The sequence below is a fragment of the Stappia sp. TSB10P1A genome (assembly GCF_900185725.1).
Classification (GTDB): domain Bacteria; phylum Pseudomonadota; class Alphaproteobacteria; order Rhizobiales; family Stappiaceae; genus Stappia.
Genome location: NZ_FYAU01000029.1, coordinates 347,883 through 367,349 on the forward strand (window position 1 = coordinate 347,883; position 19,467 = coordinate 367,349).

Sequence of the window (19,467 nt, forward strand, 5' to 3'; positions counted from 1 at the left end):
TTTCAAGACGGGCGGGTGCGGCCTCCCCTCCCCAGGGCGCCCGCACCCGGTCGTTTCTGTCAGTTCGGAACCGCGGCCTTCCGGTCGCCGACCGGCGGGAAGGCGCTGTTCACCTGAACGCCGTTGAGCAGGTCGAGCGCCAGCTTCAACTGGGCGTCGTCCTTGGGGTCCGGCGGCACATAGGCCTGGCTGCCGGACTCTTCCTCGCCCTCGCCCTGCAGGTGGCCGCGCAGGCCCGCCTCGCCCTTGGTCTCGGCGCCGTTGGCGCGCAGTTCCTCGGGCAGTTCCTGCAGCACCTCGATGTCCGGGGTGATGCCCTTGGCCTGGATCGAGACGCCGGACGGGGTGTAGTAGCGCGCCGTCGTCAGCCGGATCGCGCCGTTGGCGCCGAGCGGGACGATGGTCTGCACCGACCCCTTGCCGAAGGACCGGGTGCCGAGCACGGTGGCCCGGCGGTGGTCCTGCAGGGCGCCGGCGACGATCTCGGAGGCCGAGGCCGAGCCGCCGTTGATCAGCACGATCACCGGCTTGCCGTTGGCCAGGTCGCCGGAGCGGGCGTTGTAGCGCTGGGTCTCGTCGGCGTTGCGGCCGCGGGTCGAGACGATCTCGCCGCGCTGCAGGAACGCATCGGAGACGGCGATCGCCTGGTCGAGCAGGCCGCCGGGATTGTTGCGCAGGTCGAGCACGAAGCCCTTGAGCTTGCCGGAGCCGATTTTCTTGGCCAGCTCGCTCATGCCGTCCTTCAGCCCGTCATAGGTCTGCTCGTTGAACTGGGTCACGCGCAGGTAGCCGACATCGCCTTCCTCGCGGAAGCGGACGGACTTGATGCGGATGACGTCGCGGGTGATGGTCAGCTTGATCGGCTCGGCCCGGCCCTCGCGGCGGATGGTCAGCTCGATGCCGGTGTTGACCGGCCCGCGCATCTTGTCGACCGCTTCCGACAGGGTCAGGCCCTGGATCTGCTCGCCGTCGAGATGGGTGATGAAGTCGCCGGCCATGACGCCGGCCTTGTGGGCGGGCGTGTCGTCGATCGGGGTGACGACCTTGACGAGGCCGTCCTCCATCGTCACCTCGATGCCGAGGCCGCCGAACTCGCCGCGCGTCTGCACCTGCATGTCGCGGAAGTGCTTGGGCGAGAGATAGCTCGAATGCGGATCGAGCGAACTCAGCATGCCGTTGATGGCCGACTCGATCAGCGCCGCGTCGTCCGGGACCTCGACATAGTCGGAGCGCACGCGCTCGAAGACGTCGCCGAAGAGGTTGAGCTGCCGGTAGGTGTCGGAGGCGGCGGCGTTGGCCACGCCGCTGACCCGCACCGGCATCTGCGAGAGGGCGGTGATTGTCGCGCCACCGATGAGCGCACCGACCAGCAACAGGGAAGCTTTCCGAATCATCCGCGAGCCTTTTCTTCTTCGGGCCGAACCCACCAAGGCGTGGGATCGATCGAAACGCCGTCTTTCCTAAATTCCACATAGAGCACGGGTTGCGGGGCGACGAGGTCGAGGGTCGCCGCGCTTGCGACGCGCGTCTCTCCCATCGTCGCGACAGGCTCCCCTGCCAGCACGAACTGTCCCTGCTCGACATTCGTCCGGTCCATGCCGGCAAGGAGGATATGATATCCGTCGCCGGCGTTCAGGATCAAGACCTGGCCGTAGGAACGGAAAGGTCCGGCATAGACGACCCATCCGTCCGCCGGGGCCACCACCTGGGCATTGGTGCGGGCGGCGATCGAGCGCCCCTGCGCCGTGCCGCCGAAACCGTCTTCCGCGCCGAAGTCCCGCAGCACCGTGCCGGAGACCGGATCGCCGAGGCGGCCCTTGGCGTCGGCGAAGGCGATGGCCGGCGCCAGCCGGCCCGGATCGCTGAACGGATCGCTCGGTCGTGGCGCCGCACGGCGCTCCGCGTCGGCCTTGCGGGCGGCATCCGCCGCGTTGCGGGCGCTGGCGATGTCGCGTTCCAGCGCCGCGATCAAATCCTTGAGAGTGCCGGCTTCCTCGGCCAGTTGCCGCGAGCGGTCGCGCTCCTGGGCCAGTTCCGCCTCGCTTCTCTCGTGGTCGCGCTTCTTCGAGGCGACCAGCATCTCCACCCGGGTGCGCTCCTCGGCAAGGCGCTGTCCGTCGGCGACCAGCCGGTCGCGCTCGGCGGCGCTCGACACCTTGAGCTGGCGCAGCGAGGCGAGATCGCTCGCCAGCGCCTGCGCTTCCACATGCAGTTCCGGCATCACCGCGTTGAGCAGCAGGGCGCTGCGCACCGCGGCCAGCGCGTCGTGCGGCTGCACGGCGAGCGGCGGCGGCGGATGCCGGCCGATGCGCTGCAGCGCCGAGAGCACCTCGGCCAGCACGTCCTGTCGCTCGACAAGGGATGCGCGCACTGCGTCCTCGTTCTCTCCCAGGCGGCGCAAACGGTCTTCCGTCGCCGCCAGTTGTTCCTCCAGCCGGGTCACCCTCTGCGCTGTGCGCAAGAGGTCGGCGTTGAGCGCCTGCCGGTCGCGCTCGATGGCGCGGATTTCCCGGGCAAGCGCGGCCTGCCGGTCCGCCGACAGCGACAGGTCGCGGGTCAGCGTCGACAGTTCCTCCTCGCGGCGAGCCTTGCGCTCGGCCAGGCCGTCCGGTTCGGAGGCCGGATCGGCGGCGGCGGCCTGCTGCGCCGTCTCGATCTGTTCCTCGCTGGCCAGGCTCCGGCCGGACCCGTGCGGCGCAGCGGCCGCCGCGAGCGCGGCGAGACTGAGGATCAGCAGCAGATGACCTGTCCGCATGGCTCTCGGCAGTTGGTCGCATGTTCACCGTTGCGCCCGTGCGGACCGCGACGCCGGTCGTGCCGGTGCGGGATCCGCCGGACGCGGGGAGCCCGGAGGGGCTGACTATGGATGACCAGCTTGCCCCAGGGACGTTAACGAAACGTCAACCCTAACGATTGGTAAACCCACGATCCTGCCTGTCACCGCAAGCCCTAGACGAGAATTGGGGCGGAATACGGGCAGTCCCCGGCGTCAGGTAGCCCCCAACTCAGCCCCCCAACTCAGGTACCCCCCAACTCAGGCACCCCGATGATAGGGATGGCCCGACAGGATCGTCACCGCCCGGTAGAGCTGTTCGGCGGCCAGCGCCCGCACGATCTGGTGCGGCCAGGTCATCCGGCCGAAGGAGAGTTTGAGACGCGCGGCCTCCAGCAGCGCCTCGCCGTGCCCGTCCGGGCCGCCGATCGCCAGCGCCAGGTCGGCGGTGCCGGCGTCGCGCAGCTTCGCCAGGTCCTCGGCGAAGGCTTCGCTGGTCATGTCGCGCCCGGTCTCGTCGAGGCAGAGGATCGCCGCGCCCGCCGGCAAGGCGGCCAGCAGCGCACGCGCCTCTTCCGCTTTGCGGTCCTGGGCGCGGGGGCTGCGCGACTCGGGCAGTTCGATCACCGACAGCGGACCGAGCGACACGCTCCGCCCGGCCTTGTCGATGCGCGCGCCGTAGCGGCCCATCAGCTCGCGCTCCGGGCCGGCCTTCATGCGGCCGATACAGGCGATGTGCAGGCGCATGGGCGAGCCGGGACTTTCTGCTTTTGGATCGGTCTTGAGGGGGCGGCAGGCGGCCAAAACCTCTCGTCCCGCCAGCGCTGGGCCCGGCGGGCTGCGGCCCTCGTCGTCTCCTCGCTACGCCGGCGTCAGCCGGCGTAGTGCACCGGTGCGCTCACGTCGTCGACGGACCACAGCTTCTCGATATTGTAGAAGGCGCGGACCTCGGGGCGGAACACATGGACGATCACGTCGCCCGCATCGATGAGCACCCAGTCGCACTGGGGCACGCCTTCGATCTGGGCGTTGCCATGGCCGGCATCCTTCAGGTCGCGCAGCAGGTGATCGGCGATGGCGCCGACGTGCCTGTGCGAACGGCCGGAAGCGACGATGACCTGGTCGGCCATCGGCGATTTGCCGGTGATGTCGATGGTGACGATGTCCTCAGCCTTGGAATCGGCCAGCGAGGCGAGGACGCTCTCGAGCAGGTCCGCACGCTGCTGCGTGCCGGCTGCTGCGGGGTGAGGGGCGGTGGGAGCCGTCGCCTCGGTGTCGAAGGTCATACTCAGACGGATTGCCTTTCATCCGGTTCGTCCGGCCGCGCGCCCGGCCTGCACCGCAAGGTGCATCCATGGGCTGCGGCCTGATGGATAGGGACGTGCTGCCTGGGGCAGGCGTCCGTTATCCGGCCTTGTACGCCGAAACGCGGTACGGCGCGACTCTTCCGGCGCAGGAAAAGAGTGGCCCTCGTTGGTGGCGTTTTCAAGACACCGTTGCGATCTTGCCGAACGGAACCTTTCACCGTGCTTTCGCATCGGCGCGCAGGCGGGTCGAGGAGGAGGCGTCGCGCGGCCCGGTCAGGAAGGTCCAGGCCGGCGGCGCCAGGCCCGGCAGGAGCCGCGCGTCGGCCTCGTCGAGACGGCAGCCGGCAAAGCTCTGCGCCGCCGGCGAGGCGAGCGCGGGCAGCGTCGCCCCCGGCCGGTCGACCACGGCGATCGGCACGCGCGCGAAAATGCCGCGCCAGTCCTGCCAGCGGTGGAAGCTGGCGAGGTTGTCCGCTCCCATCACCCAGACGAAGTTGAGCCGTGGCCGCATCCGCGTCAGCAGCGCCAGCGTGCGGGCGCTGTAGGGCGTGCCGAGCTGCGCCTCCAGCGCCGTCACCGCCATGCGCGGATGCCGGGCGAGCGCCTCGACCGCGTCGAGCCGCTGCCCCAGCGGCGCCAGGTCGGCATGGTCCTTCAGCGGATTGCCGGGCGTCACCAGCCACCACAGCCGGTCGAGCCCGAGCCGGGCAAGCGCGATGTCGGCGACCAGCCGGTGGCCGGAATGCGGCGGATTGAACGATCCCCCGAACAGGCCGATACGGTTGCCCGGCTCGGCATGCGGGATGGCGAGCCGAGGGTCCATTCAGGGGCGCACCTGCCCGGTGCCGTGGACCCGGTACTTGAAGCTCGTCAACTGCTCGACGCCGACCGGCCCGCGCGCATGCATGCGCCCCGTGGCGATGCCGATCTCCGCGCCCATGCCGAACTCGCCGCCATCGGCGAACTGGGTCGAGGCATTGTGGGTGAGGATCGCCGAATCCACCTCGGCGAAGAACCGCGCCACCGCCTGCGGGTCCTCGGCGATGATGCCGTCGGTGTGATGCGAGCCGTAAGTCTCGATATGCTCGATCGCCGCCTCCAGCCCGTCGACGACGCGCACCGACAGGATCGCGTCGAGATATTCGGTGCGCCAGTCGTCCTCGGTCGCCGCGCGTGCCTGCGGCACGGCGGCGCACACGTCCGCATCGCCGCGGATCTCGCAGCCCGCCTCGATCAGCGCGTTGCAGACCGGTACCAGCAGCGTCTCCGCCACCGCCCGGTCGATCAGCAGCGTTTCCATCGCCCCGCAGATGCCGGTGCGGCGCATCTTGGCATTGACCGCGATCTTCAGCGCCATCTCGGGATCGGCGCTGCGATCGATGAAGATATGGCAGAGGCCTTCCAGATGCGCGAAGACCGGCACCCGCGCCTCCTGCTGCACCCGCGCGACGAGGCTCTTGCCGCCGCGCGGCACGATCACGTCGAGCGTACCCTCGAGCCCGGCCAGCATCTCGCCGACGGCGGCCCGGTCGGTCACCGGCACCACCTGGATCGCCGCTTCCGGCAGGCCGGCACGGGCGAGCCCGCGCGCCAGCGCGGCATGGATGGCGAGATTCGAGCGGATCGTGTCGGAGCCGCCGCGCAGGATCACCGCATTGCCGGCCTTCAGGCACAGCGCCCCGGCATCCGCCGTCACGTTGGGCCGGCTCTCATAGATCACGCCGATGACGCCGAGCGGCGTGCGCACGCGCTCGATCTGCAGCCCGTTCGGCCGGTCCCAGGCGGCGATCACCGCGCCGACGGGATCGTCCAGCGCCGCCACCGCCTCGATGCCGGCGGCAATCGCCTCGACGCGCTCGCCTGTCAGCGTGCCGCGGTCGAGATAGGCGGCGCTCTGGCCGCCTGCCGTCATCGCGGCGATGTCCTGCGCATTCGCGGCGAGGATCTCGGCGGTTGAAGCACGCACCTCTTCGGCCATCGCCGCAAGGGCGGTATTCTTCGCCGCCGTGCTTGCCGTCGCCAGCCGGCGCGAGGCCGCGCGGGCCTCGCGGCCCATCTGCCGCATCAGCGCCGCGATATCGGTCTTCGCCACTCGTTCAAGCATCGCTGCCGCCTCCCGTCGCCGTCTCTCCGGTCTGCCCGCTTAGCACGAGATCGTCCCGGTGCACCATCTCCGCGCGGCCCGCATAGCCGAGGATCGCCTCGATCTCGCGGCTGTTGCGCCCGAGGATCAGCCCCGCCTCCGGATGGTCGTAGGCGACCAGCCCGCGGCCGATGTCGCGCCCGTCCGGCGCCACCAGCCGCACCGCGTCGCCGCGGTGGAAGTCGCCCTCCACCCGGCGGATGCCCGCCGGCAGCAGGCTGCGGCCTGAGACCACCGCACGGATCGCGCCGGCATCCAGATGCAGCGCGCCGCGCGGTTCCAGATGGCCGCCGATCCAGGCCTTGCGGGCGCTGGCGGGCGTCGATCTTGCGTGAAACCACGTCGCCCGGCCACCCGCTTCCAGATGCGCCAGCGGGTTCATCCGCTTGCCGCTGGCAATCGCCATCGCCGTGCCGGCGGAGGTGGCGATCTTGGCCGCGTCGATCTTGGTGCGCATGCCGCCGCGCGACAGTTCGGAGCCGGCGGCGCCCGCCATCTGCTCGATCTCGCCGGTGATCGCCGGTACTTCGGGAAGGAACACCGCATCCGGATTGCTGGCGGGCGGCGCGGTATAGAGCCCGTCGACATCGGACAAGAGCACCAGGCAGTCGGCGCTGGCCATGGTGGCGACGCGCGCCGCCAGCCGGTCATTGTCGCCGTAGCGGATCTCGGAGGTGGCGACCGTGTCGTTCTCGTTGACGATGGGAACGGCGCCGAGCTTGAGCAGCGTGCCCAGCGTCTCGCGGGCGTTGAGATAGCGCCGCCGCTCCTCGGTGTCGCCGAGCGTCAGCAGCACCTGGCCGGCGGTCAGCCCGCGCGCGCCGAGCGCTTCGGCATAGGCCTGGGCCAGCGCCACCTGGCCGACCGAGGCGGCGGCCTGCGCCTGTTCGAGCTTCAAGGGTCCGCGCGGCAGCTTGAGGACGCCGCGCCCCAGCGCGATGGCGCCGGAGGAGACGACGATGAGCTCCGTGCCGGCCCGCGCCAGCATGGCGAGATCGTCGGCCAGCGCCTCGAGCCAGTCGCGCTTCAGCCGGCCGTCCTCGACGAGCAGGGCCGAGCCGATCTTGACGACGAGGCGGCGGTGGGAGGAGAGGCGGCCGGTGCGCGTTGCGGTGTCGGCCTCGCCAGGGGTCGAGGGAGCCAGCGACTCGGAGAGGGGGGTGGACATCGGGTGTGGTCCGTCAGGTCAGGTGCGCGGCCCGTTGCAGCCGCGCGGAAGACAGGGGAGGGTGGGGCGGGGCGCCCTTGCGCGCCCGCTCATACGCTCCCGGTCATGGTCGGCCCATCACGGCCCCTCCGTTGCGGCCCGGATCTGTCCGGGCCTGGTTCCTGTGCTCGGCGCCTTACGGCCGCCAGGGTTCGCTCGGCACCTGCGGCACCGTGTTCGCCTCGTCCTCGCGGTCGCGGTCGATGGCGCGGCGGATCATCCGCAGCGCCCGGTCGACATTCTCGCCGCTCGCCGAGGACAAGAGCAGCGGCTTCTGGCCGCAGGCCTCCTCCAGCAGGGCGGCCCGCTCCGCGCGGGTCTCCTCGTCCAGTGCGTCGACCTTCGACAGTGCCACCACTTCCGGCTTCTCGTCGAGCCCGGCGCCATAGGCGGCGAGTTCCCCGCGCACCACGCGGTAAGCCTCGCCGGGATCTTCCTGGGTGCCGTCGACCAGATGCAGCAGCGCCCGGGTGCGCTCGACATGGCCGAGGAACCGGTCGCCGAGGCCGATGCCCTCATGCGCGCCCTCGATCAGGCCGGGAATGTCGGCCAGCACGAAGCCGTTGCCGTCGATCTCGACGACGCCGAGATTGGGATGCAGCGTGGTGAAAGGATAGTCGGCGATCTTCGGCCGCGCCGCCGAAACGGTGGCGAGGAAGGTCGACTTGCCGGCATTCGGCATGCCGACGAGGCCGGCATCGGCGATCAGCTTCAGCCGCAGCCAGATCCACTTCTCCTCGCCCTCCAGGCCGGGATTGGCGTGGCGCGGCGCCTGGTTGGTGGACGACTTGAAATGCGCGTTGCCGAAGCCGCCATTGCCGCCCTTCAGCAGCAGCAGCCGCTCGCCGACGCGGGTCATGTCGGCCAGCACCGTCTCGTTGTCCTCTTCCAGGATCTCCGTGCCCACCGGCACCCGCAGCACCACATCGTCGCCCTTGGCGCCGGTGCGGTTGCGGCCCATGCCGTGCATGCCGGTCTTGGCCTTGAAATGCTGGGCGAAGCGGAAGTCGATCAGCGTGTTGAGCCCGTCGACGCATTCGATGAAGACATCGCCGCCGCGTCCGCCGTCGCCGCCGTCCGGGCCGCCGAACTCGATGAATTTCTCGCGCCGGAACGAGACGGCGCCCGCGCCGCCGTCGCCGGAGCGGACATAGATCTTGGCCTGGTCGAGGAACTTCATGCGTCGTGTCTTTCTGCTCGCCCCGCGGTCGGTCGTCAGACCTGGCGCGGGAGCTCGTATGTCGTGCGGTCGAGCCGGTAGCGCCGCGCCGGCCGGGTTTCGCCGCAGGCCAGGCTCGCGCAGTCCGTCTCGCCGATGTCGCGGAAGCCGAGCTTGGCCAGCACGTTCCGCGATCCGGAATTCTCTGTCATCGCGCGGGCTTCGACGGCCTGCGCATCTCTTGCCCCGAAAATCCAGGCAAGCGCGGTGCCGACGGCCTCGCTCATATAGCCGCGTCCCCAATAGGGCCGGCCAAGCCAATAGCCGATCACCGGCGTTTCGTCCAATCCGCGCAGCGACAGCACTCCGATGAAGCCGCTGCCGTCGTCGATGGCGAACTCGAGTTTCGCCGGATCACCACCGATGCCGGCAAGCCAGGCCTCGCCGTCCGCGCGCGAATAGGGATGCGGCATGCGCTCCAGCATCCGCGCGATCTCGGCATCGTTCGCAAGGTGTGCCAGCCGGTCGAGATCGCCGGGAACCGGCGCGCGCAAGCTCAGCCGCGCGCTCCTCAGCACGGGGTGGACGAGCGCGCTCATACCGCCGCCTCCGCAAGGCCGGCGCCGGCATCGGCGCCAAGCCTGTTCTCGCGCTCCAGCCGCAGCACCACGTTCTCCACCTCGCGTCCCAGCGCCAGCGAGGTCCGCATCATCCGGCCCGTCTCGCGAAAGCCGAGGCGCGACAGCACCTTGAGCGAGGCGGCATTGTCGGCGAAGGCCCGCGCCGCCATCGCCTGGCAGCCATGGGCGGCAAAGCCCCAGCCGAGCGCCGCCGCTGCGGCCTCGCCGGCATAGCCGAAGCCCTGGAACGGCCGGCCGATCCAGTAGCCGATCGACGGGCAGTCCGGATGCTCGGCAAGCTCTCCCGGCGCCTTGATGGCGACGAGGCCGATCAGGACGCCGCCGAGAGTGATGGCGAAGGCAGCCTCGCCGGCGAACGGGTCCGTGTCGATGGCAGCGGCGACGAACTCCGCCGCCACCCCGTCCTTCGGCGGCCAGGGCATGCCGGTCAGCCAGCGCGCCACCTCATGGTCGCGGCTGCACAGCCTGTCGATGGCCTCCGCGTCGCCCGTCTCCAGCGGCCGCAGCACCAGCCGCCGCGTGGCGATCCGCTCGTTCAGGCGTCCGTTGTTCAGGCGCCCCTTATTCAGGTGTCCCTCATTCAGGCAGAGGTCAGGCATGTCATCCGCCCCCACTGCTTGAGGGCGCGCCAGGTGCTGCGGTCGATGGCGAAGCGGTCGACCGAGACCGGTCCGCCGGCGCCGCGCGAATGCAGCATCCCCTGGTCGACGAACTGGAAGCCGCATTTGACCAGCACCCGCCGCGAGGCCGGGTTGGTGACGCGGGCCGCCGCCGCCAGCCGGTCGATGCCGGGCAGGGTGAAGACGTGGTCGACCACCGACTGCGCCGCCTCGGTGGCATAGCCCTGGCCCCAGAACGGCTCGCCGACCCAGTAGCCCAGATGCAGCGGCTCGCCCTCGTCGAGCGCGCCATAGCCGATGGCGCCGATGACGCGGCCCGTCGACTTCAGGCGGATGGCGAACTTGGCCCGCGTTGCCGTTCGGTTCGCCGAAAGGGCGATGAGGTTTCGCCCGTCGACGACGGTGAACGGGTGGGGCATCGTTGCCACCATCGTGGCGATGCGGCGGTTGTTGGCGAGAAAGACGAGATCGGCGAGGTCGTCGTGACGCAGCGCGTCCAGCCGCAGCCTCGCGGTTTCCTGCGGCCCGGCGGCCGCGACCAGACTTTCTTCTTCCAGGCTCTCTTCGAGATCCGCAACCATGGTGTCCTCCGGCAGTGCGACGAAAGAAAGAAAAGGGGAGATGGCGGCCCATCTCCCCTGATCGTCGCGATCATGCCGGTTTGCTCAAACCGCCGGGTCGATGGGACGCCGGCGGTTCGAACCAAACACGTCGGCGTTACTCTGCTGCGTCTACGAGTGGCATCACGTTGATAAACGTGCGTTTGTTGGCTTTGTTCTGGAAGGTTACCGTGCCCTCCACCGTGGCGAAGATCGTATGATCCTTGCCCATGCCGACACCCGTGCCCGGATGCCACTTCGTGCCGCGCTGGCGCGCGATAATATTGCCCGGGACGACCGTCTCGCCGCCGAACTTCTTGATGCCCAGACGTCGGCCCGCGGAATCGCGGCCGTTACGGGACGAGCCACCTGCCTTTTTGTGTGCCATGACGAAACTCCTCGTCGAACCTTAGATCAGACCTCAGCGGCGGCAATCAGTTGCCGGCCAGCTCCGTTGCCTGCTGGACCCAGTTGTCGCGCTCGATGCGGCCCTTGAAGGACAGGGCTTCGTCGACGCGGGCGATGTCTTCCGCGGTGAAGGCGGCGACCTGGGCGTAGGTCGTGATGCCCATCGCGTTCAGCTTCTTCTCCAGCACGGGGCCGACACCGGAGATCTTCTTCAGATCGTCGGCGGGCGCATCCGGCGCGGTGAACAGGACCGGCAGATCGCCCTCAGCGCCTGCATCCTCGGCCTTCTCCGCCTTCGGAGCAGCGGCCTTCTTCTTGGTCGCCGGCTTGGCGCCACCGGTCAGGATGTCGGTGATCTTGACCAGCGTGAAGCTCTGGCGGTGGCCGTTGCGGCGACGCGAGTTCTGCCGACGGCGCTTCTTGAAGATGATGATCTTGCGGTGGCGGGCCTGGTCGACGACTTCGCCGACGACGCTCGCACCCTCGACCAGGGGCGCGCCGATCATGGTGTCGGTCTCGCCGCCGACCATCAGCACGTCCTCGAAAGTCACGGTCTCACCCGCCTCGGCCGAGAGCTTCTCGACCTTGAGCAGGTCATCCTGGGCGACGCGGTACTGCTTGCCGCCCGTCTTGATCACTGCGAACATGTCTCGCACGTCCTTCTTTTCGTTTTGCTCGCCGGCCGGCCTTTGTGGCCTGCCGGGCTTCGTCATCCTGCCCTTCGGCGTCCCGGCGGGCCACACGGCCCTTGCGGGAACTTGACGAGGACACGGCCTGCAGGAGGCGTCGTGCCTCTCTTGAAACCGTCCCTGCCGGCGCGTCGGGCGCATGCCCGTCAAAGCCTGGCGAGATGGTCTGCCGGACCCCCGGAAAGCCGCAGTCAGGCCCTGTCTTTCAAGGCGGTGGCTGTGGGTTGCGGGGAGCGGCGGAGAGCCTCGGGCAACGGAGGGGCCTTTTCGGGCCCTTTGCGAAGCAGCGCGACTATACGGATCGGCGATGCAAAGTCAACGCTTGCCCGCGCGGTTTTGTGCGGCTTGCGCGGCGCGGTTGCGCTTTTGTGACAGGGCCGCTGTGACGGGGCCGCTGTGACAGGGGCGCTGTGACGGGACGCCCGCCCGCCGCCTCATCCGCAATGGGGAAAGTTGCAAGTCGCCTCTTGTGCCGTCCGCCGCACTTCGCTATGTACCGTCGCACTTTGAGACCACGACATCTCATATAGCGGAGAGGTGCCGGAGTGGTTGAACGGGGCGGTCTCGAAAACCGTTGAGCGCGCAAGCGTTCCGAGGGTTCGAATCCCTCTCTCTCCGCCATTATCTGACTTCGCGCTGTCGCCCTTCGCGCTGCCGCCCTCCGGGCTTCGCTCCAGTCGGGGCCTCGCATGAGCTCGGACGGCCCTTGGCCTTGCGAACCCTGCGGGTTCGAAATGTCTGCGCGATGCTCCGCCATTCTCTTGATCTCACGCCAACTCGCTTCGCTCGCGGCCCCGATGGGGCGGCCTGACCGGCCGGTCGCGCTGTCGCGCTCCTCACCCCGAGTGCGAAATCCTCCCGAACGCTCCGCCATGTGCCATCGATCGCGCGATAGTTCCGCCGGTCTCCCCTGCCGCCGAACAATGCCGGGCACCGCCGCCCGATAGCGATGAAGGCGGTGGCGGCAGGATGCGCTCCTATGCGCACTGGTCCCGATGGGATGCCCGTCGAGACGTCATGGCCCTTTCCTGTCCTTGCCGCATTTGCGATGCTCTCGCGGACGCAAGGGGTGGCTGCATGAACCATTCGCCCGAGATTGGAAGCCGGATCGCCGACACGTCAGCGCCGCCGGACGAGACGGCTGTCCGCGACTGGATCGGGCCGGACGCGTTCACGCGGTGGGCCGCGTTGCGGGAGTGGATCGAGGGCGCATATCCCGGCGTTTTTACGCCCGATTGGGTCTATGGCGGCAAGAAGCACGGGTGGTCCCTGCGCTACAAGAAATCCAGGGCGTTCTGCACGCTCCTGCCCGAATACCGGGCCTTCTCTGCCGTGGTCGTGCTGGGAGGGGCGGAGCGGGAGAAGGTCGAGGCGCGGCGCGATCGCCTTAGCCCCCGCCTCATGGCGCTTTATGACGAGGCGGAGACATATCGAGATGGCAAGTGGCTGAAGATCGGCATCTCCTCAGTCGAGGAGTTGAAGGACGTCACTGAGCTCCTGACGCTCAAACGCCCCCGCAAGGCCGCCGCCTGATCAAGACCAAAGCCCGCGTCCCGGAGCACGACATAGCGCCAGACGGCGATACCGCGCAAGATCAGGCCGCCGCCATCGCTGCTTACGTCGATAGCGCCGGCGGCAGCGTGGATTTCGCGCTGATGCGCCTGCGCCGCGATCCTGAAATGGAACTGCGTCGCATTCTTGATACGGAATTGTCGTTCCGCATGCGCTCGCCTGCGGTCGACCGGCCGCGCCTCACTCAGTCTGCGCTCGTTGTGGAATATGTTCATCGAACGCTATCCGCGCGAGCGCAACTTGTAGAAAGCCTTCATCTACGCTGTTGATGTACGTAATGCCGTCGTGCATGGTCAGGATGTGCCGCGTGACGTTGCCGAAGAAGCTCTTTCGTTGGGCTTGCGCGTCCTTGATTTGATTAGGATGTTGAAGCATGAGCGAAGAGCCAGTGCGCCCATCTTCGATACCTGCGGTAGGAATCCTTGTGAACAATCTAGGTGAGCCCATTCTACTTTCGGGGTTGGAACTCGACGCTGTTGCCGCCGAGGCTGCCCAAAAAGGTTCGTCTGTCAATGTTTGGACAAGGCTCTCACTCACCTCCGATGAGGCAATCTTTCACCGTATCGCCAGATCACTCGCGGACCATCTTGAGTTTCGTGCTCGCGAAGCCAGCAACTCCGTCAACTTGGCGCGCGCAGACACGACGCTGCTGGTTATTCGGCCCGACAATAGTGGAGAACTCTGGCTCGACGCAGCCGCCGTGTCCATAAACATCGTTGCAAAGCGCTCGATAGAGACCGGAATGCTAGTGTTCGAGCGTGACATTGCCGATGTAACAGGCATGTCATTCCCAATGGTGCAGATCGGGGAGGCGGACCGTGTTGTGTGCCTGTTCCGTGAGGGCTGGCGGTTCGCTCTATTCTTCGACTTCAATCCCGAACGAAAATTGTCCTTAGTCGCCATGGAGCGGGATCTCGGCACTTTGTACCGACGATTGCGCTACAGGAAGGTGTACGATGCCATCGCCAGCGCCACCGTCTTCGGTCGCCTAGTGCAAGCTGGCTGGTTTCCTTTTGCCGAGATTATAGGGACAGAGTTTGAGCAGCTTTCTTTGCACTGCGAGAGCGATTTTGACCTTGCCGACGTCGAAGCCGAGCTCGTCGCAAAATTCGACACTAAGCGGTTAGAACAGATGTTCGCCCGCTGGATGGTCAAACCGCATTTCGCTGGCAAGGAACGTCTCCTCCGCTCGGCGCTCAAGGGATATCTCGCCGGCGACCCGGTCCCTGTGCTTAAAATCGTGCTGACCGAGATCGAGGGCATTCTCAACGATGCGCACCGCAAGTTATACGGAACAGGGGCAAAGCAGAAAGCGCTGCTGGCATTTGCCGTGCGCTCGGCCGAAGAAAAACGCGGGCACCCCGACACGCTGATGTTTCCAGCGGCCTTTGGGCGCTATCTTGCGGAGTATACATTTGCCAATTTCGATCCGGAACAAGGCGGCGGCACTGCAGGCTCGCGGCATGCAGTTGGCCATGGCGCGGCAGAAAGCGGCAGCTACACCCAGACACGCGCACTGCAAGCCCTGCTAACCCTGGATCAACTGGCGTTCTTCACCTGAGCGGAAAGCGGTGACGAAGGTAAGGCAGAAGGGCGCATTTTGTCCGAAGCTCCTTGGTCCGGTGAAAGGCGACTTTCGAGGCGCAGCCACCCAAAAACCCGCCAGTCCGCTCCCGCCCCCTTGTAGCCGCGCGCGCCGAACATGCCGCGCCGGACGCGGGCTTGCCGCCCAAAACCCGCCAGTCCCCTTCCACCCCCTTGTCGCCGACCCCTATCCCAGCATCCGGCGCAAGGTGTCCTGCACCCGCAGCAGCGCGGGCAGGAAGTGCCGGCGCAGGTCCTCCGGCGTGGCGCGGGCGGCGGAGACGCCGATGTTCAGCGCGGCCACCACCTTGCCTCTTGCCGAGAGCACCGGCACGGCGATCGAGCGCAGGCCGATCTCGATTTCCTGGTCGTTCAGCGCATGGCCGTCGGCGCGCACCTGCGCCAGCCGCCGCATCACCGCCTCCGGGTCGGTCAGCGTCAGCGGCGTGCGGGCGGGCAGCGGTCCGGGGCCGAGCCGCCGGCGCGCCTCCTCCTCGGGCAGGGCAGCCAGCAGCACCCGCCCCATGCTGGTGCAATGGGCGGGCAGGCGCGAGCCGGGCATCAGGGCGATCGACATCACCTTCTGCTGCGCGGCGCGGGCGATATAGACGATCTCGTCGCCGTCGAGGATCGACACCGACGAGCTTTCGCCGATCTCGTCCGACAGCGCATCGAGCACGGGCTGGACGAGCTGCGGCAGCGGCATCGCCGCAAGGCAGGCGGTGCCGAGCCGCAGCACGCGTGGCGTCAGGGTGAAGAACTTGCCGTCCCATTCCGCATAGCCCTGATGGGTCAGCGTCAGCAGGCAGCGCCGCGCGGTCGCCCGGTCGAGCCCGGAGGCGGCGGCGACCTCGGCGATGGACTGGCGCGGCCGGTCGGCGGTGAAGGTCTCGATCACCGCCAGCCCCTTCGCCAGCCCGCTCATCATGTCGCGCTCGCTGATCGTCATGCGTGCCTTCAGCGCCCTTTGTGCGATATCGTAACAAAGTGCAATTATCGCACAAACCGGATTTACGGCAAGCCCCGCGCCGCCTATCCGTTGGCGAGGATCGGGCGAGGGTGCCCACGAAGGGGAACCGACATGGACAAGACAGTCGCAGACCTTGCCACCGCGGTGGCGGGGATCGAGGACGGCATGACCGTGATGATCGGCGGGTTCGGCGGCGCCGGCGCGCCGATCGAGCTGATCCACGCCTTGATCGACCGCTACCGCGCCACCGGCCATCCGACGGACCTGACGGTGGTCAACAACAATGCCGGCAACGGTCATGTCGGCCTCGCCGCCCTGATCGAGGCGGGGATGGTGAAAAAGCTGATCTGCTCCTTCCCGCGCTCGGCCGATCCGGTGGTGTTCACCGAGCTTTATCTCGCCGGCAGGATCGAGCTGGAACTGGTGCCGCAGGGCACGCTCGCCGAGCGCATCCGCGCCGGCGGCGCCGGCATTCCGGCCTTCTACACCCCGACCTCCTACGGCACCGATCTGGCGAAGGGCAAGCCGGTCGAGGAGTTCGACGGCCGTCCCTATGTGCGCGAGCGCTGGCTGAAGGCGGATGCGGCGCTGGTCAAGGCCGAGGCGGCCGACAGCTACGGCAACCTCGTCTACCGGGCGGCGGCGCGCAATTTCAACCCGCTGATGTGCATGGCCGCACGCGAGGCGATCGTCCAGGTCAGCCGCATCGTGCCGCCCGGCGGTCTCGATCCGGAGGCGATCGTGACGCCGGGCATCTTCGTCCAGAAGGTGGTCGCCGTCGCCGATCCGCATCAGGAGGAAGACCTGAACCGCGCCAATGCCGCCTATCCGCTGGAGGCCTGAGACATGGATAAGCTGTCGAACAACCAGATCGCCTGGCGGGCGGCGCAGGACATCGCCGACGGCGCCTATGTGAATCTCGGCATCGGCTTTCCCGAGAAGGTCGCGCAGTTCCAGCCGGCCGGGCGCGAGGCGATCTTCCATACCGAGAACGGCATTTTGAATTTCGGCGAGGCGCCGCCGCCGGGCCAGGAAGACTGGGACATCATCAATGCCGGCAAGAAGGCGGTGACGATCCGCCCCGGCACGGCGTTCTTTCACCATGCCGACAGTTTCGCCATGGTGCGCGGCGGCCATCTCGATGTGGCGATCCTCGGCGCCTATGAGGTGGCGGAGACCGGCGATCTGGCGAACTGGTCGACCGGGCCGAAAGGCGTGCCGGCCGTTGGCGGCGCCATGGATCTGGTGCACGGGGCCAAGCGCGTTGCGGTGATCACCGAGCATGTCACCAAGGACGGCAAGCCCAAGCTGGTGAAACGCTGCAGCCTGCCGCTGACCGGCGTTGCCTGCGTCACCCGGGTCTATACCAGCCTTGCGGTGATCGACATCGAGGGCGGCCGCTTCGTGCTCCGCGAAAAGCTCCCCACCCTGTCGCTCGAGGCGCTGCAGGCGGTGACCGGCGCCGAGCTGCTGGTGCCCGGTCCTGTTGCCGATCTGATCGTTCCCGAGGTGTGACATGCGCGACGCCTTCCTCTGCGACTATATCCGCACCCCCATCGGCCGCTTCGGCGGCAGCCTGGCCCCGGTGCGTGCCGACGATCTTGGCGCGGTGCCGATCCGCGCCCTGATGGCGCGCCATGCCGGGCTCGACTGGGAGGCGGTCGACGATGTCATCTATGGCTGCGCCAACCAGGCCGGCGAGGACAACCGCAATGTCGCCCGCATGTCCCTGCTGCTGGCCGGGCTGCCGCTCACCATTGGCGGCACGACGATCAACCGGCTCTGCGGCTCGGGGATGGATGCGGTGCTCACCGCCGCCCGCGCCATCAAGGCGGGCGAGGCGGAGCTGATGATCGCCGGCGGCGTCGAGAGCATGAGCCGCGCGCCCTTCGTCCTGCCGAAGGCAGACACCGCGTTCTCGCGGGCGGCGGAGATCCATGACACCACCATCGGCTGGCGCTTCGTCAATCCCCTGATGCAGGCGCGCTACGGCACCGATTCCATGCCGCAGACCGGACAGAACGTCGCCGACGACTTCGGCATCAGCCGCGAGGCGCAGGACGCGATGGCGCTGGCCTCGCAGGCCAAGGCTGCGGCGGCGCAGGCAAGCGGACGGCTGGCGCGGGAGATCGCGCCGGTCGCCGTGCCGCAGCGCAAGGGCGAGCCGCTGATCGTCGAGCGCGACGAACATCCGCGCGCCACCACCGCCGAGGCGCTGGCCAAGCTGAAGCCGCTGTTCGCTGGCGGGTCGGTCACGGCGGGCAATGCCAGCGGCGTTAATGACGGCGCGGCGGCGCTGATCATCGCCAGCGCCGAGGCGGCGGCGCGCCAGGGGCTGACGCCGATCGCGCGGATCCTCGGCGGCGCGGTGGCGGGCGTCGAGCCGCGGATCATGGGGATCGGCCCGGCCCCGGCCTCGGAAAAGCTGATGGCGCGGCTGGGGCTGGGTGAGGTCGATTTCGATGTGATCGAGCTGAACGAGGCCTTTGCCAGCCAGGGCCTGGCGACGCTGCGCCGGCTCGGCATTGCCGACGACGACCCGCGCGTCAACCCGAATGGCGGGGCGATTGCGCTCGGCCATCCGCTCGGCATGTCGGGCGCGCGGCTCGTCGGCACGGCGGCGCTGGAACTGGCGCTCGCCGGCGGCCGGCGCAGCCTGTCGACCATGTGCATCGGCGTCGGCCAGGGCATCGCCATCGCCCTGGAGCGGGTCTGACCGGGCCCTCGCGGGGACGTTGATCAAAGCGGAGCGGCGACGGGTTCCGCCGCCCGGTTCCCGTCTCAGATCGTCGCGACCGGCGTCACCGGAGAGCCGATGGCGCCGGGCAGGCGCAAGGGCGGGGCGGTGAGAAAGGCCGCGTGCCGGCCGCGCGCGGCAAGCGCCGCCGCCAGGTCGCGGAAGTACCACAGTTCCGCCAGCGGCAGGCCGAGGCGGAACAGGCAGTGGTGGTGCAGCGGCAGGCGGAAGCAGCAATGCTCCGAGGCCTTCTGCATGTGCTCCACCGCCTCGTTGTCGGCGGCGATCGCGGCGATCCGGCTGTCGCCGATCCAGGCGAGCAGGGCGGCATCGCTGCCGTCCAGCACCGCGCCGAAGCGCGACAGGCCTTCCGGATCGGGCGCCTCCTGCATGTCCAGCAGCGCCTCGGCATAGCCGGTGCGCAGCATCAATATGTCGCCGGGCCGCAGGGTGACGCCCTGGCTGTCCATCGCCTGTTGCAGCAGCTCGAGGCCGACCACCGTGCGGCCGGGACCGAAGGCGGTGAGCAGATCGACCAGCACGCCGCGTCCCTGCACGCCGGTCGCGGCCATCGGCGCGACCGACAGGCGGCGGGCATAGGAGCCGTGCGGGCTGCCCTCGCTCGCCCCCAGCACATGCTCGCCCGCGCGAAAGCCGTTGTAATAGACCGCCTCCGCCGTCCCGTCGCCATCGGCGTCGAACAGCGCGCCGACATGGGCGAGCGAATCCCACTGCGTCGAATATTGCATCGACATCAGCACCTGATCGTCGCTCAGCACATCCTGCAAGCCGGCCTCGGCCCGTTCCAGCGGGTAGTTGATATAGGGCGTGTCGCCGAGATAGGTCGGCTGCAGGCGCGGCGGCTTGCGGCGCGGATGGATGCTGACCGCGCCGGGAATGTCGAGCGGCAGCGACAGGCAGAAGGCCAGCCCCTCGCGGATCTCCGCCGCCGCGGCCTTGCGCTCGGCCGCGCCGATATGGTTCAGCGTGCCGAGCTCGTCGTCGGGGCCGAACCGTCCCCAGTTGCCGCCCTCGGGCGCGGTCTTCCAGTCGGGCAT

Annotated in this window: 20 protein-coding genes and 1 tRNA gene; 6 read left to right on the plus strand and 15 right to left on the minus strand. The window is 68.5% G+C overall.

From position 1 onward, the window contains the following. Positions 1–59: 59 nt before the first annotated feature. From TSB10P1A_RS15475 to TSB10P1A_RS15535, 13 genes are all read right to left on the minus strand, one after another. A complete protein-coding gene (locus tag TSB10P1A_RS15475; RefSeq protein ID WP_186388821.1) occupies positions 60–1,394 on the minus strand; it encodes a S41 family peptidase in 1,335 nt (444 codons plus the stop codon). Then, positions 1,391–2,755: a murein hydrolase activator EnvC gene (locus tag TSB10P1A_RS15480; RefSeq protein WP_186388822.1), complete on the minus strand. Its 1,365-nt coding sequence runs from the start codon at positions 2,753–2,755 to the stop codon at positions 1,391–1,393. The genes TSB10P1A_RS15475 and TSB10P1A_RS15480 overlap by 4 nt, the downstream gene beginning before the upstream one ends. 279 nt (positions 2,756–3,034) lie before the next feature. Next, a complete protein-coding gene (gene rlmH / locus TSB10P1A_RS15485) occupies positions 3,035–3,520 on the minus strand; it encodes a 23S rRNA (pseudouridine(1915)-N(3))-methyltransferase RlmH (RefSeq protein WP_186388823.1) in 486 nt (161 codons plus the stop codon). A 125-nt stretch (positions 3,521–3,645) separates the two neighbouring features. Then, positions 3,646–4,059 carry a ribosome silencing factor gene (gene rsfS / locus TSB10P1A_RS15490; protein ID WP_186388824.1) on the minus strand — a complete coding sequence of 138 codons (414 nt, stop codon included), beginning with the start codon at positions 4,057–4,059 and terminating at the stop codon, positions 3,646–3,648. Between the two features lie 235 nt (positions 4,060–4,294). Beyond that, positions 4,295–4,903, minus strand: coding sequence for a nicotinate-nucleotide adenylyltransferase (locus tag TSB10P1A_RS15495; RefSeq protein ID WP_186388825.1), 609 nt, complete (start codon positions 4,901–4,903; stop codon positions 4,295–4,297). Continuing rightward, positions 4,904–6,184, minus strand: coding sequence for a glutamate-5-semialdehyde dehydrogenase (locus TSB10P1A_RS15500; protein ID WP_186388826.1), 1,281 nt, complete (start codon positions 6,182–6,184; stop codon positions 4,904–4,906). It lies immediately after the preceding gene. Beyond that, on the minus strand, positions 6,177–7,391 hold the full coding sequence (proB, locus tag TSB10P1A_RS15505) for a glutamate 5-kinase (RefSeq protein WP_186388827.1): 1,215 nt from the start codon (positions 7,389–7,391) through the stop codon (positions 6,177–6,179). Before proB ends, TSB10P1A_RS15500 begins: the two co-directional genes overlap by 8 nt. 175 nt (positions 7,392–7,566) lie before the next feature. Further along, the gene (gene obgE, locus TSB10P1A_RS15510) at positions 7,567–8,610 is read right to left on the minus strand and encodes a GTPase ObgE (RefSeq protein ID WP_186388828.1); all 1,044 of its coding nucleotides are present in this window, start codon (positions 8,608–8,610) and stop codon (positions 7,567–7,569) included. Between the two features lie 35 nt (positions 8,611–8,645). After that, the gene (locus TSB10P1A_RS15515) at positions 8,646–9,188 is read right to left on the minus strand and encodes a GNAT family N-acetyltransferase (protein ID WP_186388829.1); all 543 of its coding nucleotides are present in this window, start codon (positions 9,186–9,188) and stop codon (positions 8,646–8,648) included. Further along, positions 9,185–9,829, minus strand: a complete 645-nt coding sequence (locus TSB10P1A_RS15520) for a GNAT family N-acetyltransferase (protein ID WP_186388830.1) — start codon at positions 9,827–9,829, stop codon at positions 9,185–9,187. Before TSB10P1A_RS15520 ends, TSB10P1A_RS15515 begins: the two co-directional genes overlap by 4 nt. Then, complete coding sequence (locus TSB10P1A_RS15525; protein ID WP_186388831.1) at positions 9,811–10,431, minus strand: GNAT family N-acetyltransferase; 621 nt, start codon at positions 10,429–10,431, stop codon at positions 9,811–9,813. The genes TSB10P1A_RS15520 and TSB10P1A_RS15525 overlap by 19 nt, the downstream gene beginning before the upstream one ends. 136 nt (positions 10,432–10,567) lie before the next feature. Further along, the gene (rpmA, locus tag TSB10P1A_RS15530; RefSeq protein WP_186388832.1) at positions 10,568–10,837 is read right to left on the minus strand and encodes a 50S ribosomal protein L27; all 270 of its coding nucleotides are present in this window, start codon (positions 10,835–10,837) and stop codon (positions 10,568–10,570) included. A gap of 46 nt (positions 10,838–10,883) precedes the next feature. Then, on the minus strand, positions 10,884–11,504 hold the full coding sequence (locus TSB10P1A_RS15535; RefSeq protein WP_186388833.1) for a 50S ribosomal protein L21: 621 nt from the start codon (positions 11,502–11,504) through the stop codon (positions 10,884–10,886). A 573-nt stretch (positions 11,505–12,077) separates the two neighbouring features. Between TSB10P1A_RS15535 and TSB10P1A_RS15540 the strand changes: the two genes are divergently transcribed. From TSB10P1A_RS15540 to TSB10P1A_RS23565, 3 genes are all read left to right on the plus strand, one after another. Next, positions 12,078–12,167 (plus strand) — tRNA-Ser (locus TSB10P1A_RS15540). 456 nt (positions 12,168–12,623) lie between these two features. Next, entirely contained in the window at positions 12,624–13,079 is a 456-nt protein-coding gene (locus TSB10P1A_RS15545; RefSeq protein WP_186388834.1) for a DUF3788 domain-containing protein, read from the plus strand. A 412-nt stretch (positions 13,080–13,491) separates the two neighbouring features. Next, positions 13,492–14,679, plus strand: coding sequence for a hypothetical protein (locus tag TSB10P1A_RS23565; protein WP_208987107.1), 1,188 nt, complete (start codon positions 13,492–13,494; stop codon positions 14,677–14,679). Positions 14,680–14,889: 210 nt separating this feature from the next. On the opposite strand, the gene TSB10P1A_RS15555 is transcribed toward TSB10P1A_RS23565, so the two are convergent. After that, the gene (locus TSB10P1A_RS15555; RefSeq protein ID WP_208987119.1) at positions 14,890–15,645 is read right to left on the minus strand and encodes an IclR family transcriptional regulator; all 756 of its coding nucleotides are present in this window, start codon (positions 15,643–15,645) and stop codon (positions 14,890–14,892) included. A 138-nt stretch (positions 15,646–15,783) separates the two neighbouring features. Here TSB10P1A_RS15555 and TSB10P1A_RS15560 point away from each other — a divergent pair, with 138 nt between their 5' ends. Genes TSB10P1A_RS15560 through pcaF form a run of 3 tightly spaced genes read left to right on the plus strand, consistent with a single transcriptional unit; the run spans position 15,784 to position 18,388 of the window. Continuing rightward, positions 15,784–16,515: a 3-oxoacid CoA-transferase subunit A gene (locus tag TSB10P1A_RS15560; protein WP_186388836.1), complete on the plus strand. Its 732-nt coding sequence runs from the start codon at positions 15,784–15,786 to the stop codon at positions 16,513–16,515. A 3-nt stretch (positions 16,516–16,518) separates the two neighbouring features. Next, positions 16,519–17,187, plus strand: coding sequence for a 3-oxoacid CoA-transferase subunit B (locus tag TSB10P1A_RS15565; RefSeq protein ID WP_186388837.1), 669 nt, complete (start codon positions 16,519–16,521; stop codon positions 17,185–17,187). A 1-nt stretch (position 17,188) separates the two neighbouring features. Further along, positions 17,189–18,388, plus strand: a complete 1,200-nt coding sequence (gene pcaF / locus TSB10P1A_RS15570; protein ID WP_186388838.1) for a 3-oxoadipyl-CoA thiolase — start codon at positions 17,189–17,191, stop codon at positions 18,386–18,388. 65 nt (positions 18,389–18,453) lie between these two features. Here the strand turns inward: pcaF and TSB10P1A_RS15575 are convergent, their stop codons facing one another. After that, entirely contained in the window at positions 18,454–19,467 is a 1,014-nt protein-coding gene (locus TSB10P1A_RS15575) for a cyclase family protein (protein ID WP_186388839.1), read from the minus strand.

Excerpts from the sequence above, each read along its gene's own strand:
- pcaF (WP_186388838.1), top strand. The coding sequence starts at position 17,189 with ATGCGCGACGCCTTCCTCTGCGACTATATCCGCACCCCCATCGGCCGC.
- TSB10P1A_RS15565 (WP_186388837.1), top strand. The coding sequence starts at position 16,519 with ATGGATAAGCTGTCGAACAACCAGATCGCCTGGCGGGCGGCGCAGGAC.
- TSB10P1A_RS15500 (WP_186388826.1), bottom strand. The coding sequence starts at position 6,184 with ATGCTTGAACGAGTGGCGAAGACCGATATCGCGGCGCTGATGCGGCAG.
- proB (WP_186388827.1), bottom strand. The coding sequence starts at position 7,391 with ATGTCCACCCCCCTCTCCGAGTCGCTGGCTCCCTCGACCCCTGGCGAG.
- rpmA (WP_186388832.1), bottom strand. The coding sequence starts at position 10,837 with ATGGCACACAAAAAGGCAGGTGGCTCGTCCCGTAACGGCCGCGATTCC.
- rlmH (WP_186388823.1), bottom strand. The coding sequence starts at position 3,520 with ATGCGCCTGCACATCGCCTGTATCGGCCGCATGAAGGCCGGCCCGGAG.
- TSB10P1A_RS15525 (WP_186388831.1), bottom strand. The coding sequence starts at position 10,431 with ATGGTTGCGGATCTCGAAGAGAGCCTGGAAGAAGAAAGTCTGGTCGCG.
- TSB10P1A_RS15535 (WP_186388833.1), bottom strand. The coding sequence starts at position 11,504 with ATGTTCGCAGTGATCAAGACGGGCGGCAAGCAGTACCGCGTCGCCCAG.
- TSB10P1A_RS15495 (WP_186388825.1), bottom strand. The coding sequence starts at position 4,903 with ATGGACCCTCGGCTCGCCATCCCGCATGCCGAGCCGGGCAACCGTATC.
- TSB10P1A_RS15560 (WP_186388836.1), top strand. The coding sequence starts at position 15,784 with ATGGACAAGACAGTCGCAGACCTTGCCACCGCGGTGGCGGGGATCGAG.
- TSB10P1A_RS23565 (WP_208987107.1), top strand. The coding sequence starts at position 13,492 with ATGAGCGAAGAGCCAGTGCGCCCATCTTCGATACCTGCGGTAGGAATC.
- TSB10P1A_RS15475 (WP_186388821.1), bottom strand. The coding sequence starts at position 1,394 with ATGATTCGGAAAGCTTCCCTGTTGCTGGTCGGTGCGCTCATCGGTGGC.
- rsfS (WP_186388824.1), bottom strand. The coding sequence starts at position 4,059 with ATGACCTTCGACACCGAGGCGACGGCTCCCACCGCCCCTCACCCCGCA.
- TSB10P1A_RS15575 (WP_186388839.1), bottom strand. The coding sequence starts at position 19,467 with ATGCCCGACTGGAAGACCGCGCCCGAGGGCGGCAACTGGGGACGGTTC.
- obgE (WP_186388828.1), bottom strand. The coding sequence starts at position 8,610 with ATGAAGTTCCTCGACCAGGCCAAGATCTATGTCCGCTCCGGCGACGGC.
- TSB10P1A_RS15520 (WP_186388830.1), bottom strand. The coding sequence starts at position 9,829 with ATGCCTGACCTCTGCCTGAATGAGGGACACCTGAATAAGGGGCGCCTG.
- TSB10P1A_RS15480 (WP_186388822.1), bottom strand. The coding sequence starts at position 2,755 with ATGCGGACAGGTCATCTGCTGCTGATCCTCAGTCTCGCCGCGCTCGCG.
- TSB10P1A_RS15545 (WP_186388834.1), top strand. The coding sequence starts at position 12,624 with ATGAACCATTCGCCCGAGATTGGAAGCCGGATCGCCGACACGTCAGCG.
- TSB10P1A_RS15515 (WP_186388829.1), bottom strand. The coding sequence starts at position 9,188 with ATGAGCGCGCTCGTCCACCCCGTGCTGAGGAGCGCGCGGCTGAGCTTG.